The sequence below is a fragment of the Luminiphilus sp. nBUS_16 genome (assembly GCF_051201645.1).
GTDB lineage: Bacteria > Pseudomonadota > Gammaproteobacteria > Pseudomonadales > Halieaceae > Luminiphilus.
Window position 1 is genome coordinate 3,277,022 of the sequence record NZ_CP179205.1, and the last position, 15,535, is coordinate 3,292,556.

Here is a 15,535-nt window from a genome sequence, read left to right on the forward strand (position 1 = left end):
CTCCTCAGGCGCCTGCGCCGTAATTGATATAAACATCTTCGGTCACCTGCTCCGGCGTTGGCCGGGCAGCGGCTTTAGCGTCGGTCACCGCCTGCTCGATAAGGGCCATGACTTCGGCGTCAATCCCATCGAGTACGTCTTGGCTGACCTCACCGCTTCCCACCATGCGGGCGCGGAAATTTTTCAAGCAGCAGCGGTTTTCCCGAAGATCATCGAGTTCGCCCTCGCCTCGATAATGTTGGGGGTCGCCCACGAAGTGCCCGTGATAGCGCCCCTGCTCGGCAAAGACCCCCGCAGGTCCGTTACCGGCGCGGGCATGGGCAATCGCTTTGCCCGCAGCTTCATGAACCGCAAAGAAATCTGCGCCGTCGGCAACAAATACGGGAAAGCCAAAGGCCTCCGTTCTGGCCTTCAGGTCGTCACAGCCCACCGCATAACTGATATTGGTGTGCTCAGAGTAATAGTTGTTTTCAATGACAAAGACAGCCGGGGCCTGCAACACCACCGCCATATTCATAGCCTCGAAGCAGGTACCCTGATTCACCGAACCATCTCCAGAAAAAGAGACCGCCACTTTGCCGTTCTTGCGTATTTTCGCCGCTAGTGCTGAACCCACGGAAATCGGCGGACCACCCGCAACGATGCCGTTGGCACCCAAAATGCCCTTGTCGATGTCGGCGACGTGCATAGAGCCGCCCTTGCCTTTGCAAAGGCCCTCAGAAGAGCCAAAGAGTTCTTTCATCATGCCAGAGACATCGGCACCTTTCGCAATACAGTGGCCGTGCCCTCGGTGGGTCGAAATAATGGTGTCACCCATGTCCAGATGAGCACAAACACCAACCGCATTGGCCTCCTGCCCCGTGTAAAGGTGGGTAAAGCCGGGAATTTGGCCGTTCATGATCTCGGCGTTCACACGCTCTTCAAATTCACGAATGGTCTTCATCAATCGATAAGCGTCGCTCAGGGCTTCCGTTGGAATGGACACGCGCACCCTCCTCTCTGGATTTAAAATTATTGTGAGGTACCCATTCAGGTGGCAGCATTTGAGGCCCAAGCCTTTTTTAGCGCTACTCGTCAGGTTCCTGATCAGTGCCTACGCTAACCGCTACACAAAAAACCGTCAAGCGTGAATGTTTTAATGATTTTTCGCCTTCAAGGTCATGGGGCGGGTGATTACGGGATTTTTTCTTAGCACTTGAGGGCGGCAATCAACCGGTCTCAAAAACCCGCCCGCCGTCTGCAAACCATTAGCGGATGGATTCAATAGCAAACCTCACGCGGTACATAACACCGGCGACACAGCGCAGGCTTAGAAAACGGCAGCACCGCTGATTTTTTTAGGCCAAAGGTTCCCGTACTAGGGTCAGTTGTTGGCAGTCACTGATCGGAGCACAACAAAGGCACGTATCGTTACTTCTTTTACAACAGACTCACGCAATGCCCGCTGCCCACACGCTTTATAAGTTTCTTGGCCCGCTGGTATTACTGTGCCCACTGCTCATGCCCTGTACCAGCCAGGCGGGCAAGGAGGATTGGACCCTGAGCACACACTACGACGGCAAGCGCTTTTACAACAGTGATGGCAGCGATAAGCACCTTGGCGATGTGAGTCGCTTTATCTGGACCAGCCTTGCCAATGAGAAGCCCTGGCCAAAGTGGCGGGAGAACCCCCCCGCCGATCCAATTGCTGAACGGGTTACCTCGGGGCTTCGCGCGACCTACATCAACCACGCAACGGTGCTGATTCAAGTAGCGGGCCTCAACATACTCACCGACCCCGTGTGGTCAAAACGCGTGAGCCCGGTTGCTTTTGCCGGACCCAAACGCGTGAGAGCTCCGGGCATCCCCATTAGCGACCTGCCGGAGATCGATCTTATTCTGATCAGTCACAACCATTACGATCACCTCGACACCCAAAGCCTCAAAGCCATTCGCGCACGCCAGGAACAAGCCCCGTTAATCATTAGCGGTCTGGGTAATCAAAAATTACTGCGCAAATTGGGCTATGAGACCGCTGTCGAACTCGACTGGAATGAATCGAGAACTCTGGGCGAAACCACCGTCCACTTTGTGGAGTGTCAGCATCGATCCGGCCGAGGCGTTTTCGATCAAATGAAAACTCTCTGGGGATCCTTTGTGTTGGAAACCCCCGCAGGCAACCTCTATTTTGCCGGTGACACCGGCTATTCACCGCATTTTCGCGAGCAAGGTGAGCGCTGGGGGCCCTTCGCCCTTACCTTGCTACCCATTGGCGCCTATGAGCCCCGATGGTTTATGAAAGATGTGCACCTGAACCCACAGGAAGCTGTTCAAGCTCACCTCGATCTTCAAAGCCAGCAGAGCCTAGGCATTCACTTTGGAGTTTTCCAACTTACCTGGGAGGCGATTGACGAGCCGGCTGAAGATTTAGCATCGGCCCTCACTGACCAAGGCTTAGCTAGCGATACGTTTTGGGTGTTGGAGCCGGGCCAAGGTGCCTCCCTCGAGAGACGTGAGTAAATAAACACCCTCACTGCCAAAAATATTCTGCGCTTGATCTCACTCAAGCGCGCTGTGCCCCTGCCGATGAGGCTAGGGTAACGCTGACGCGACTTTTGTTGCTGGCGCTGGCACCTGCTTCGAAAAATAATCGCTGAGAGCCACGAGCACCGGCGCCATAGCCGATTTCGATTCTTCTAAAGTAAGGCCCAAGCGCACCACGACCAGCTCAGCTTCAGGCATCACCACCACAAATTGTCCCGAATTACCCCCCGAGTAAAAGGTGTTTTCAGACAAGTCAGGAAAGATACGCTGCTCGGTATTTAGCCAAAACCCCAAGCCGTAGTTCGCTCCACCCACGCTATCCCCGGGGGTCACAGCCGTTCGCTGCCAACCTTGTGACAACAGCGCGTCTCGACCGTGCCAGGCATCGAGCCACCAATGGCCCACTCGTGCCCAGTCTCTGGCCGTGAGATTGGCGAAGCTTGAACCCACCTGATATCCCGCTACATCGGGCTCTAGCAGAGGCTCGGTTAAGGCCAGTGGCGCATAAACTTCACGCTGCAACCAGTCTATGTAAGGTTCATCCCCCAGCGTGTTCTGCCAAAGGAAGGACACGACGTTGGTATCACCACTGGAATACGAAAATACCTTGCCCGGTTCATGTCGCTGCCCCAGACCCACAGGCACCTGCCACATAGGCCCGTGTCCATAGAGCATCTCGGTGACATCGTCACCGGGAAAGTAGCGCTCCTCGAAATCGAGCCCGCTGGTCATCGACATTAAGTGCTTGAGGGTCATGGCCTCTGACAGCCCCGCAAACGTTTTTGGGGGAACGCCCAACGCAGTCAAGCGAGCGGCGACATTATCGGTGAGTGCCAGGTCGCCTTTGGCAACCTGAATACCCACAAACGAGGCCATCAAGCTCTTATTCATGGACCAACCTTGCAATCGGGTGCTTGGGGCCACAGGGTCCGCGTAACGTTCGGCGACGAGTTGTCCTCGGTGCATAACGACCATAGCCAAAGTGTTGCGTCCACCGCCGCTGGGTTCTGCAAAGGCATCGTCGACAATTTGGGTCAGAGCTTGGGGTGTCGCGGTGTGCTGCGCAGACGTCGTTTGAGACTTGCTCTGTGCCCCTAGATCCGAAGCCAGAGAGGGCGCCGCAGGATTGGGGGTGGCACTTTCTGCGATATCACCATGCAAGGTACAGCCATATCCCGCGCGGTAAGTCGCTTCGGCTTGCGCCGTCAGCACTCGGGCTGAAGCCGTAGCACCGTTAATGTCTGTCGTCAGAAACTGGGATAACAACGGCACGGTAGCGAGGCGAGGTTCAATGTCATTGTCCAGCACAAACCTAGCGGGCAACCCGCTCACGAAAACACCCGAGCACAGCTGTTTCGCCGCGTAACCCACACCCACTTTACCCGCCGAATGCACCACCGCCATGACACCGCCAATGGCCAGCAGTACCAACACCCAAAACACCCGCATGACTCGCCCTCTTTGCGTTAAAGGCACAGTTTATGCCTATCCTGCCGTGTTGTGTGAACAGGGTAAAAACTGCGCTAGACCAACAGTTCAGAATGGAGCCGGGGGGCCAGCAACCGTATTATCAGGCTGGCCCGCAAGAATATGAGCCAGCACCATCAGCCCCGAGCGCAGTGTTTCAATGGGTAGGCGGCCTACAGCCTGTGTCTGCAGCGCATCGAGAAACCATGGATTATTGATTTCCCTCTCTTTAGCCTGAATGACATGCTGCACAGCAAGGGCCAGCTGTTCGTACTCCTGCTGCTGTTTCGCTTCCCGGGATCTCAAGAGAGCAAAGGATTGACGCAGGGCCGGACTCAACCCGGCTTGACCGCGTAAATCGTCTATTTGCTCAATCCGCAGTCGGCATAGCGCTGCTTGCTCCAACGGGGCCAACTCCCAAAGACAAGAGTCCTGGTTGCCGACGATGCTCCCCCCCAAGTCCAAACACGCTGCTGCCGTCCACTGCGCTGTTTCATTTTTTAAAAATTCGTATTGCTTTTCAGACCAGCTAAAACGAAATCGACCCAAAACTGCTGCACGACAATAAATAAGCGCTGCCTCTGCCTCGGTTGCGTTAGCACCCAGCGCCGGTTCTGTCGCGCCATCAAAGTTTAGTGCGGTTTGCCGCCAGGCAAGGGGCATGGGGTTATCGGTCAAAATCATAAAGCGGCACCTCCTTGGTGTTATTCAGTGGCTGCGCCTCCGGATGAATGACCGGCATTTGCTAAACCTTAAGCGTGCCTAGCGTGTTAGTTTGGCGCAGTACTAGAGATATTGGAGCGATGTGCGTTTTTTGGCTGTGCTTTTATCGCCAACCGCTTGGCCTCAGGCGCCAAATGACCCAAGACCTCTCACAAACACCGAGTTCAAAGTGATAAGGACGAAAACCATGATCCAGGGAACCTATTCGGTGTTAGCGACGCATCTGCGTATGGTCCTGCGCTGGCTGGAAGCTCAGGGGGAACCCGCACAACAACACTTTGAGCGCCATGGCTTAGACATAAACGCGTTGCAGCAGCCTAGGGAGCGCTTTTGTGCCGAGGCGGTCGATGCCCTACTGGCTGATTTGCGAGATCAGTTTCAGCGTCCATGCCTGGGTACAGAACTCGCTGAATTTCATCGACTGAGTGACACCCATGCTTTGGGAATTACCCTGCTTGCCTCAGACGATGGCTTGGCAGCCCTAGAACGGGGTCTGAGATATCAGCGGTTGCTCTCCACAGGGGCACCCATGCACCTCGAGGAACAGAAAAATCAGGTGGCGCTAGTCTTTTCTCCCGTGACTTTTCAATTATCCAGAGACGTTCTTGGCACTTACATGATCGCCATGATCTGGAGCAGTATGCAAATGGCCGCACCCCCAGCACTGCAACCACTCAAGATAGAACTGGCCGGCCCAGAGCCTGATAACCGGCATTTTGAAACTGCTATGGGCTGTAAGGTCGTTTGGTCTCAAAATCGGACCGCTATGGTTTTTGACAAGGCGCAGTTGCAGGAACCTTGGCATATGCGCAACTCCGAGATAATTCGTAGCAACGAACCTATGCTCGATAATTTATTGCGATCCCTCAAAACGGGAGATATTGCTGGCCGGGTGCGCTGGCAGCTACTCGATGCACTCGATGAGCAATTGCCCTCGGAAGAAGCGATCGCACAAGCGCTCCACATGAGTCCCCGAACCCTGCAGCGCCGGCTGAAATCGGAAAACACCTCCTATGGCAAGGTAGTACAGGAAACTCGAATGCAGTTAGCTCAACAGCTGCTGGCGTCACCCGATGTTTCAGCAACAGAAGTTGGCCTCGCCTGCGGCTTTTCCGATGCCTCGGCCTTTACCCGAGCTTTCAAGCGGTGGACCGGCACCACCCCCAGCGACTATCGCAGTGGTATGCGCGAGACCGCTAGCTCGTAACAAAAGGCTCAAAAATCGACGAAACTCTGTTACAACGGAAAAAGCCACTTAAGAGAACTCACAACGCCCATGACTATTTATAAAAGCCTCATGATCAAAAACCGCTATGCCAGTGCTGTCGCAGCCCTAGCGCTCTTCCTACTTGTGGGCCTATCACTGCCTACTGCAGCCGAGGAACCTGCGACTGATCGGGTTGTCATCAATGCCTTACTGGACGGTCTGCACGACGATGCGGCACAAGCCCGGTTTGCCGAATACTTCGCCCGATACACCGCCGACGCGGTTTTTTTGGGCACCGATCGAAATGAGCGCTGGACCATTCCTGAGTTTAAGGCCTACGCAAAACCGGTTTTCGATGAGGGCCGGGGCTGGACCTATCATATCGTTGAACGCCATCTAGAAGGCACCGGTTCCATCCGCTGGTTTGACGAGGTACTGCACAATGACAAGTTGGGGCACTGTCGAGGCACAGGGGTCGTCCTTAGCACCCCCGAAGGCTGGCGGATTGCCCACTATGCGCTGACTATGCTCATTCCCAACAGCATTGCTGCTGAAGTGGGCGGTCAAACCCAAGCCGCTGAGGGTGTCAGCGCTGCGCCCTAAATCTTCGAAGGTTTGCGGGGATCATGTGCCGCTCCGATGGGGATTACGGTGCGCGGGAGCTTCCCGGGAGGACCAGACCTGAGTGACAAGGGCCGCTCCGGATTCAAGCTTGCGTTAATGCGGGCTTAGGCGAGTGGTTAAAGCGCCACTCCCTCAGCTTTCAGCAGGGTTTCAAGGGGCTCTAGGTGGTGACGATAATGTTCCCAAACGTTGACCGCGCTGCTGTAGATCGGTTGGCGAACTTGCTCGGAGCTGGCGGTGCGAATCGCACGATCTTTCTCGTAGTAGCGCAAACACGCCTCTTCGAAAGGTAAGCCGCAGTGGGCCAGCAAACCCGCCACTTGAGAATCAAGATCCTTTACCACTTCCTCGTACTGCACGGTCAGCAAACCACCGGGAAACGCACTGTGCCAATGGTCCATTAGACGCAGATAATCGGCGTAGTAATGGCCAATCTCCTCGAGGCCGTAGGTAAACTCCTGACCTCGGGCAAAGAGCTGCTTAAAGTTGGCAAAGCACGCCGCCATGGGGTGACGTCGTGCGTCTATGATCGTCGCGTTGGGCAAGATGGCTTTGATCAATCCAATGTGTACCCAGTTATTGGGGAGCTTGTCGACAAAATACGGTTTATCCGTCCGGTACGCCGCCGCGCGATCTAAGTATCGCTGACCCATGGCCGTGCGCTCATCGACAGAGAGCTCAATGAGACTGCTGGGGTAAAGACTCTCTTCCGAGCGTTTGCGAGCTCCAGAGATATCACTGGCGATACGGCCAATAAAAGGCAGCTCTGCAGTCGCTTCAACCTGAGAGTGACTGGCTAAGATTTGCTCCAACAGCGTGGATCCTGCTCGGGGCAACCCCAATATAAAAATAGGGGCATTGGAAGGGTGCCCCGGACGCTCCAGAAGAGAGCTGCCGCAATGCTCAATCATGGCATCGACGCGCTCGCGGGTTCCCTCGGGTTTATAGGCACTGAACTGCCGCTTAATGGCATTGCCCTCGTCGTAGGCTTGAAAGGATGCGTCGTAATCGCCGCGGTCCTCATAGGCTTTGCCCAAAGCAAAGGCGAGGTGATATTTGTTGGGGCCAGGACGATCGAGCGCCGCATACTCGCTCACCATGGTCTCAAGCAAAGCGTCATCAAACTCGACGGTTTTGAGGTTGGCGAGGCTCCAGTAGGCCTCACCGGCGCCGGATTCCACGGCAATGGCACGACGATAAGCGTCAGCGGCTTCATCACCCTTACCGCCATAACGTAACGCGTGACCGTAACTGGTGAGAATACCCGCGTTCTCCGGAACCTCCTTGAGCACCTCGGCGTACTGCTCGTGGGCGTCTTGAAAGCGCCCGGCCATAGCCAACACCGACGCGTACTGCACTTTATGCGTGAGCTTTTCGGGCTCCTTAGACCTGAGGTGCGCGCAGGCCTCGAGCGCTTTGGCAAACTCCTGATGCCTCGCCAAGGCCGTCACAAAATTAGCTCGGGCAATGTGAAAATCTGGGGCCAATTTTAGGCAGCGTTCCAGCAGGTTGATCGACTCATCGAGCACGCCCAAATTAATGCCAATTTCAGCCAGTAAACGAATGGCATCAACATCATGAGGGCGGCGTTTTAAATACTCGCGACAAATGCCTTCCGCAGCCCCGAGGCGCCCGGCACCCACGAGGTCCAGGGCTTTTTGCAACAAGGGGTCTAAGCCCTTTTGGCGGATCATTTGCCGATACGCTTCCGCAGCTGCCGCGTCATCACCTTCTTCAGCACAGACCTCATAAAGGTCACGCCAGGCTGCGGCGTAATCGGGTTTTAGACCCACAGCGCGCTCAAGCGCCTGCCTAGCGGCAGTCAGGCGCCCCATGCCCCGCAACGCAAGGCCCAGCTCGTGATGCGCTGACTCCAACTCAGGGTCCGCCTCAATCACTTGGCGCAACAGCGGCTCTGCCGCCGCAAATTCCTCGGATCGCCGCAGGGCAAAGCCGTGCACCAAAATCAATCGAAAATCATTCGGGTCTAGTGCACGGGCCTCGGCACAGAGATCTCGAGCGCGCTCGGGCTCATTGTTTCGCAGCGCAGCACGTGCCTGCTCAAAAAGGGGCTCAATAGAAGACATAAACGTTGAGTCATTAATACTTGTTTGGAACACCGCAATGAGTATGCGGTGGACGTCGCACTAACGCAAAGGGCGTCCCTAAAGACGCCCTTTGCGGTTTTCATGCATAGCCGTGGCTTAGAACGACTGGCGCCAGCGCACACCAATACTTCGAGGCTGGTTTACCTGTTCACGCGTGTCCCAGTTGACCGCGTTAATCCAAACCACGCCACGCTCATCGGTCAGGTTCTGAACATAAACTTCAGCAGTCCAGGTTTCCTTCTGCAGACCCATTGACGTATTCACGACGTCGTAAGAAGGCTGTTCACGCAACTCGTTCTGTGCCGAACCGCCATCAAACAAGGTATTGGTCGACTTACCGGTGTACATATACGACGCCTGTACAAACCAATCCTGCATGAAGTCGTAACGCGTTGTCAGGTTGAACTTCACGTCGGGAACCCGAGGAAGATCCGTGCCTGAAGCGGCATCGGGCTCTGGGCTGCTGGGATTACGTCGGTAATCTGAAGTCAGGGTTGAGTCGAGGAAACTCGCCGCGCCCGTCACACTCCAGTTATCGGTAATCATGGCCGCGAAATCAAATTCGAAGCCGTTGCTCTCGGCATTACCCACGTTGTAGGTCAGCGTAATAGGCGAGATTGACGTATCGAGACGTGAGAACTGGAAGTCCTCCCAGTCCTGCCAGAACGCCGCAGCATTCAGACGGAGTCGACCGTCAAACAGCTCAGATTTAAAGCCAACCTCAACAGCGGTCAGGAAGTCTGATGTGAATTCACAACCGATATTGATCGAGCCCTGACCTGGCAGGCCATCGGGGATTCGAGTCTGACAGAAACGATTCAGGCCGCCGGGTCGATAACCCTCACCCCATGTGGTGTACAGCATGATGTCGTCGGTCACCTGCCAATCGGCAGACACGCGATACACCTCATCTTTGCTCTCGGTCACGCGGCTGTCAGGGGCACAAGCATCGCCGTAGTTACTGGCAGGACGATCTCCCTGTGGGCCGAAGCCACCACAAGGCCAGAACACCGTGCCAGAGAAGCCGTCTAGTGAACTCTCGTAGTCAAACTGACGTGCGCTACCGGTCAACGTTAAGCGATCAGTCACATCAAAGGACACCTCGCCAAAAATGGCGGTCTCTTCATAGAGCCGCTCAAAATCGGTGGTCCAATAGATATCGGGAGCATCAACGGCCGCCTGTGGCGCTTCAGCCAATCCCAGCACGTGCCACTCGTAGTCGTTGGTGCCCTCTACGTCGACGTAGTAGAAACCCGCCATGTAACGGAAACGCTTGTCTGGATCTGACGCATAACGGACCTCAAAGGTTTGACGTCCCTGGTTGCTCTCCTGCGTGAACTGCTCGCGTGGATCGCCGCAAGTCCCGAAGTAACTGACGTAACAGTTGTAATAGGGATCAACAAAACCTTGTGACACGTAGTAATCGCTATACAACGAGTAATCGGCGTACACCTCAATATCACGATCAAGGTCGGCTGCCGTGGCGGTTAATGTGCCACCAAAGAGCTCACCTTCAATTTTTGCCGAGAATTGGGTCCACTTGTCGGTCATGGACTCGGGCAACAACTGCATAACCTGCAAATCACCAATAGTGGGGTCGTGATCCCAAACACCCTCACGATCGAGATCCTGCATCATCGCAGTGGCGGTAAAGGTCCAAGAGTCATTCAGGTCAACCCGAAGCGCCGCCCGGCCACCATAAGTTGTCGCCTCGTTGAAATTCTCCTTGGCAATATCGGCGTTACTCGCCACAAAGTCTGAGGCAATGTCTCTCAGAGGGCTGCCCTCGGGAAGACCCGCGCGAATGTAACCACGCTTGAAGGTATGGGAGCCTTGAACGTTGTCGATATAGCCGCCGTCGTGCTTGTAAAAGCCCATGACTCTCAAAGCGGCACGCTCACCGATTGGAATGTTCACAAAGCCTTCGGCGCGATAGCTAGGGTCACCGCTCTTAACCTGGCTGGTATCGAGGCTGTAACCGCCCGAAAATTCACCGAGTTCGGGCTGGTTAGTGATGATACGCATAGCACCCGACTGGGCATTGGCACCAAAGGTTGTGCCCTGAGGCCCCGCCAAAACTTCAATACGATTGACGTCATAAATGTGCGGGTTTAAGTAGTTACCCACCAAAGTCACCGGCTGTTCATCGAGGTATACCGCAACACTGGGGTTTGCGCCCAGGGTGCTCTCGCCACCACTCGATACGCCGCGAATATAGATATTGCCCGAACCTGGACCCAAAGTGACGTAGCTAACGTTGGGCAGCATCATCAGATAATCTTCCATATCTGTGATATTGAGGTCCTGAAGCTGGGTCTCCCCCAACACCGATACGCTCATCGGTACTTCCTGAACGCTCTCGGCACGACGTGTCGCAGTTACCACGACTTCTTCGATCTGTGCTTGAGCGACGCCGGGAATGGCGACCCCAGCAACGCCTACAGCACCACAGGCAGCGGCAACAGCCAGAGCCAGTGGTCGGTTACTGCGCCGTGGACGGTAAGCATGTTGATGATTAATGGCTTTCATAATTAGTGATCCCCCTTTAGCCAAGAACACAGCAAGCCGCACCCCTGACACACCTCAATTTGACCCATGGAAATAGGCCACTTAACACTTGTAGTAGTTTTGCACAGTTATAGCGCGACTAGCGTCCAAAAATCAAATACTGGACACCCTTGCCAAACTGCCGCCGATAGGGATAGGCCTAAAAATCACTCTGTAATACCGCCCGCAAATTTATGCCCCAAAATCATAAAAAATTGTAGGATGCCCAAACCAAAAGCTGCTGCTAATGCAACGCGCTACACACACCCAAAGGAGAGGCCATGCACATCGAAGAACCCGCTAAAACCGTGCCGGTAATCCATCAAACCGACGTCCTAGTCGTAGGGTCGGGGCCGGGAGGGCTCGCGGCAGCCATAGCTGCGGCGCGGTGTGGCGTTGAGGTAACTCTTCTGGAGCGCTTCGGCTGCTTCGGCGGGAACATCACCGCGGTCGGCGTTGAGGGCTTTGCCTGGTATCGCCACGAGCAAACCATAGACAGCGAGGGCCTGGGCATTGAGTTTGAGCAACGTGCGGTCAGCGCCGGTGCGGCGGTGGAGGAACCCCAATCTAATAGCCACGCCATTGATGGCGAGGCCTTTAAATGGGTTGCTGACACGCTGGTGTCCGAGGCGGGCATAACCCCCATGCTCCATCGCATGTTTGTAGCACCCCTCATGGAAGGCGACTGCATTGTGGGCGTCATTGTTGAGAGCAAAGCTGGACGGGAAGCAATTCTTGCCAAACGGGTCATTGATGCCACAGGAGATGCCGACGTTACCCACCGCGCGGGTGCAACTACCCTAAAGCAAGCTCCAGAGGACATGATTGGCACTTCGGTGATGTTCTCAATGTCGGGGGTTAACAAACAGCGCTTCATTGAACAGGTAAAGGCCGACCCCCAGACCTATCGGGACTGGGCTTATGGCCAATGGACGGTGGAAACGACGGGTAAAGAAGACGAAATGTTTTCGCCCTTTCTACGCAAACCCTTCGAACAGGCCCGGGAAGCGGGACTGATTCCCCCCAATCTCGACACCATTGCCGGCACCTGGGGCGCCATTTACGACAGTGGCGACCTCACCTACCTCAACCTCGTTCACCTGCTGGGCTATGACGGTACCAATCCCGACGATCTCACTCGGGGCGAGATGGAAGGCCGGGAACAAGCGATGATGGCCATTGAGGCATTGAAGCAGTTTATGCCCGGCTGCGAAGGCGCCAAGCTGCGCAACTTTGGCATGACCCTGGGCATTCGAGATACGCGCAAGATTGATGCCCACTACAACATGACTGAGCACGATGTGCGCGAGCAAGGGCGCTTTGACGACAGTATTGGCATCTTCCCCGAGTTCATTGACGGATACGGCATTCTTATACTGCCCACAACCGGGCGCTACTTTCAGATTCCTTATCGGACCCTGTTACCCGACACCGTTAAACACCTGATCTGCGCCGGTCGAATTACTGGGGGCGATCGCGTGAGTCATGCGGCCACCCGCAACATGATGTGTTGCACGGTTACAGGCCAAGGCGCCGGCGTCGCTGCTGCCTTAGCGGTGAAGCAAGACCGTGACTTTAAGGATCTGTCTGTGGGTGCGGTGCAAAAAGAGCTCCTGAGGCAGGAAGTTCGCATTCATTAAATTGCAGCTCAGCAACAGGCCCTCAACCCAGGCGGCCATTTGAACAAGCCATTGGGGTAAAAACCCATGGGGCAAACATGCCATAGGGTCCTCATAGAAAGACAAAGGCGCCGCGGGGGCTAAGCCTCTGACTGGGACTCACCCGTCAGCTGGAACCCTCGCGGGGTCGTACACTCCGATAAATATTAGGCCAAGTTCTAAAGCGCGGTGTACCCTCTGCCAATAACAGCCATCGGTCTATTACCCCGCTAAGCCCTCAGCACTTCAGGATCACAAACTATGATGCAAAACCGTCACCGCATATTTAGCGCAGCAATGGGCTGCCTTCTCTTACTGTGCGCCAAGGCCAACGCAGAAATTCCAACTGAACTCATCGAGCAAGCAGGCTTCGCGCCGGAGCGGCTGCAAAAAATCGATGAATTTGTACAGCGAGATATTGAAGCCGGGAGAGTGTCAGGTGCCGTCACCCTGGTGGCCCGTCACGGTCAATTGGTGCATTTTTCTGCTCAGGGCAACTTTGGCAGTGCAGACCCACGACCGCTTCAGGAAGATACTCTGTTTCGAATTTATTCCATGACTAAACCTATCACCACCGTAGCCGCGATGATGCTTTACGAAGCGGGCGCTTTTCATCTAGGCGACCCGGTCAGCCGCTATTTACCAGAATTTGAATCGGTTCAGCTGCTTCGCGATGGCGAATTGGTCGCACCCTCGGGGCCTATAACGATAGGGCAACTAATGACCCACACAGCGGGACTCTCTTATGGCTGGCACCCCAATGACCCCGTAGACCAGGCTTACGTGAAGGCTGACCTGATTAACAGCACTAGCAGCGATGACTTTATACAGCGTCTAGCGGGTCTACCTCTGCGCTTTGAGCCCGGAAGTCGCTATCACTACAGTGTCGCCACCGACGTTTTGGGTGTTCTGGTTGAGCGTTTATCAGGCATGAGCCTCGAGGCCTTTTTTCAAACCCGCATTTTTGCACCCTTGGGTATGACTAATACCTTCTTCAATGTACCCGTCGACAAGCTCGATCGCTTTGCTCCCAATCATTATTGGGATGCGCAACTGGGCGCGATTGCACCAATACCCGAAGCATCGGCACAACCCTTTACCGGTGTAACCACTTTTTCGGGTGGCGGTGGCTTGATATCTACCGCCAAGGACTATTGGATTTTTTGCGAAACGCTTCGTCAGGGTGGCAGCTACAACGGCACACGAATCTTGGGTCCCAAGACCGTACAATTTATGACCGCAGATCACCTCACTCCGGCTGTGCGTAATCGTGGAGTCGGTGAATACCCCGACTCGCATCTATACCCCGGGCAGTCCGCGGGATTGGGGTTTGGTGTCATTACCGACCCGGGACAAACCGGCGTTATCTCATCTAAAGGGGCTTACTCTTGGGGCGGAGCCGCCAACACCAAATTCTGGATAGACCCCGAAGAAGATCTGATCGTTATTCTGATGACACAAGTGATGGGCGCACCCTATGGCGATGCGCTGCGCTTCGATTTGAAGGTAGCCACCTACCAAGCGCTCACTCGGTTGGGCGCATCACCCTGAGATTTAAGCCCGAAGCTGCGCCCTGTGCCGATACACCAGGGCGTAAACCGCCGCGTAAATACCAATGACCACCAGCCCAACCCATTCGATCTTGAAGGGTGTGAACTGAAAAGACAGCACTAGCGCAAAAAGAATAAACCAGTTAAGCGCCACGTAGCGGCCGATGCCAAGGCGCTCTACCGTCAGGCCTATATTTTGCGTGTATAAGCGTGTCAGCGAGTCGAGGGAGTTCACAACGAACAACACGCCCACTGCGATCATTGCCCAGCTCAAGCCACCAGTAACATTTAAGCCCTGGGTAAAGTAGCCGTACAAAACCGCAAACCACAAAGCAATGGGAATCGAAGGCACGATCAATAGTGCCAGCAACAACTGCCAAGCGGTCAGTCCCCCCACAAATCGCGACACAAATTGCCCAATCATGATGCTCCAGGCAAACCACCAAAACAGGTAAAACGCGTGGTAATCATTAAGGGGCAGTACAAAGCGGTGAATCTGCCCAAAGTAATCGCCCAGACCTGCGAGGGACTTGCCCAGCCCAACAAAGCCCATATCCGAGGCCAAGAAAGCTCCAGCAATGAGCAGAAAAAACAACGCCGTTGAGCTTAGGCTAAGAGCTTTAACAAAACGTAGGTGCGTGCTCGACAGCACCGCCAGCAACACCACTAACGCCACCCCACCAAAACGCAGCGCGTCTGAGATGCCCGCCACGTAATCGGGGAGGTAGTGAAGAAACAAATAGCCGGTGAACGCGCAGGTACCAATAATGCAAAAATTATTGGCGAGCTTAATCACCGGTATCTCAAACAACTTCAACTTCGGCTCGACCACGCAAAAGTAGAAGGTTGTTAAAAAATAGAACCCCCAAACCAGAAAGCCCCAAAACCCAAATTCAAGGGCAAGCGGATTAGCGAAAGCGTATTCGGGATCGGCCGCAAAAGACTCAAAATCGACCAGTGGGAACATAATCAGCCCCACGTCTAGCCCCGAGGTGAAAAGAATCGCCATGAAGGTAATCAGGGGCACCGGCACACTGCCCTCAATCGCCACGTTACGGTACCTGACCACTAAAAATAACGAGGTGAGCGTCGTCACGATAATCGCGGTCGACAAAATAAAATTCATGC

General features: G+C 54.8%; 11 protein-coding genes. 5 read left to right on the plus strand and 6 right to left on the minus strand.

What is annotated here, in order from left to right; all coding sequences use genetic code 11:
* Positions 1 to 4 precede the first annotated feature (4 nt).
* Complete coding sequence (locus ACMAY6_RS14485) at positions 5 to 985, minus strand: thiamine pyrophosphate-dependent dehydrogenase E1 component subunit alpha (RefSeq protein WP_435212977.1); 981 nt, start codon at positions 983 to 985, stop codon at positions 5 to 7.
* 452 nt (positions 986 to 1,437) lie between these two features.
* Between ACMAY6_RS14485 and ACMAY6_RS14490 the strand changes: the two genes are divergently transcribed.
* Positions 1,438 to 2,499 carry an MBL fold metallo-hydrolase gene (locus tag ACMAY6_RS14490; RefSeq protein WP_435212979.1) on the plus strand — a complete coding sequence of 354 codons (1,062 nt, stop codon included), beginning with the start codon at positions 1,438 to 1,440 and terminating at the stop codon, positions 2,497 to 2,499.
* A 72-nt stretch (positions 2,500 to 2,571) separates the two neighbouring features.
* Here ACMAY6_RS14490 and ACMAY6_RS14495 read toward each other — a convergent pair whose 3' ends face one another.
* Positions 2,572 to 3,999: a serine hydrolase domain-containing protein gene (locus ACMAY6_RS14495; RefSeq protein WP_435212981.1), complete on the minus strand. Its 1,428-nt coding sequence runs from the start codon at positions 3,997 to 3,999 to the stop codon at positions 2,572 to 2,574.
* Positions 4,000 to 4,059: 60 nt separating this feature from the next.
* On the minus strand, positions 4,060 to 4,674 hold the full coding sequence (locus ACMAY6_RS14500) for a hypothetical protein (protein WP_435212983.1): 615 nt from the start codon (positions 4,672 to 4,674) through the stop codon (positions 4,060 to 4,062).
* 226 nt (positions 4,675 to 4,900) lie between these two features.
* On the opposite strand from ACMAY6_RS14500, the gene ACMAY6_RS14505 reads away from it, so the two are divergent.
* Together ACMAY6_RS14505 and ACMAY6_RS14510 are read left to right on the plus strand one after the other, a co-directional pair.
* Entirely contained in the window at positions 4,901 to 5,920 is a 1,020-nt protein-coding gene (locus ACMAY6_RS14505; protein ID WP_435212985.1) for an AraC family transcriptional regulator ligand-binding domain-containing protein, read from the plus strand.
* A 69-nt stretch (positions 5,921 to 5,989) separates the two neighbouring features.
* Entirely contained in the window at positions 5,990 to 6,523 is a 534-nt protein-coding gene (locus ACMAY6_RS14510; RefSeq protein ID WP_435212987.1) for a nuclear transport factor 2 family protein, read from the plus strand.
* Between the two features lie 137 nt (positions 6,524 to 6,660).
* On the opposite strand, the gene ACMAY6_RS14515 is transcribed toward ACMAY6_RS14510, so the two are convergent.
* Positions 6,661 to 8,631, minus strand: coding sequence for a tetratricopeptide repeat-containing sulfotransferase family protein (locus ACMAY6_RS14515; RefSeq protein ID WP_435212988.1), 1,971 nt, complete (start codon positions 8,629 to 8,631; stop codon positions 6,661 to 6,663).
* Positions 8,632 to 8,748: 117 nt separating this feature from the next.
* Positions 8,749 to 11,181, minus strand: a complete 2,433-nt coding sequence (locus ACMAY6_RS14520; RefSeq protein WP_435212990.1) for a TonB-dependent receptor — start codon at positions 11,179 to 11,181, stop codon at positions 8,749 to 8,751.
* 299 nt (positions 11,182 to 11,480) lie between these two features.
* On the opposite strand from ACMAY6_RS14520, the gene ACMAY6_RS14525 reads away from it, so the two are divergent.
* Both ACMAY6_RS14525 and ACMAY6_RS14530 read left to right on the plus strand, forming a co-directional pair.
* On the plus strand, positions 11,481 to 12,839 hold the full coding sequence (locus ACMAY6_RS14525; protein WP_435212992.1) for an FAD-dependent oxidoreductase: 1,359 nt from the start codon (positions 11,481 to 11,483) through the stop codon (positions 12,837 to 12,839).
* Between the two features lie 279 nt (positions 12,840 to 13,118).
* Positions 13,119 to 14,408: a serine hydrolase domain-containing protein gene (locus tag ACMAY6_RS14530; RefSeq protein ID WP_435212993.1), complete on the plus strand. Its 1,290-nt coding sequence runs from the start codon at positions 13,119 to 13,121 to the stop codon at positions 14,406 to 14,408.
* 3 nt (positions 14,409 to 14,411) lie between these two features.
* Here the strand turns inward: ACMAY6_RS14530 and ACMAY6_RS14535 are convergent, their stop codons facing one another.
* Positions 14,412 to 15,533, minus strand: coding sequence for a BCCT family transporter (locus ACMAY6_RS14535; protein WP_435212994.1), 1,122 nt, complete (start codon positions 15,531 to 15,533; stop codon positions 14,412 to 14,414).
* Between the last annotated feature and the right edge of the window lie 2 nt (positions 15,534 to 15,535).

Coding starts and splice junctions, on each gene's coding strand:
- ACMAY6_RS14520 (WP_435212990.1), bottom strand. CDS start 11,181: ATGAAAGCCATTAATCATCAACATGCTTACCGTCCACGGCGCAGTAAC.
- ACMAY6_RS14525 (WP_435212992.1), top strand. CDS start 11,481: ATGCACATCGAAGAACCCGCTAAAACCGTGCCGGTAATCCATCAAACC.
- ACMAY6_RS14515 (WP_435212988.1), bottom strand. CDS start 8,631: ATGTCTTCTATTGAGCCCCTTTTTGAGCAGGCACGTGCTGCGCTGCGA.
- ACMAY6_RS14505 (WP_435212985.1), top strand. CDS start 4,901: ATGATCCAGGGAACCTATTCGGTGTTAGCGACGCATCTGCGTATGGTC.
- ACMAY6_RS14500 (WP_435212983.1), bottom strand. CDS start 4,674: ATGATTTTGACCGATAACCCCATGCCCCTTGCCTGGCGGCAAACCGCA.
- ACMAY6_RS14490 (WP_435212979.1), top strand. CDS start 1,438: ATGCCCGCTGCCCACACGCTTTATAAGTTTCTTGGCCCGCTGGTATTA.
- ACMAY6_RS14535 (WP_435212994.1), bottom strand. CDS start 15,533: ATGAATTTTATTTTGTCGACCGCGATTATCGTGACGACGCTCACCTCG.
- ACMAY6_RS14530 (WP_435212993.1), top strand. CDS start 13,119: ATGATGCAAAACCGTCACCGCATATTTAGCGCAGCAATGGGCTGCCTT.
- ACMAY6_RS14510 (WP_435212987.1), top strand. CDS start 5,990: ATGACTATTTATAAAAGCCTCATGATCAAAAACCGCTATGCCAGTGCT.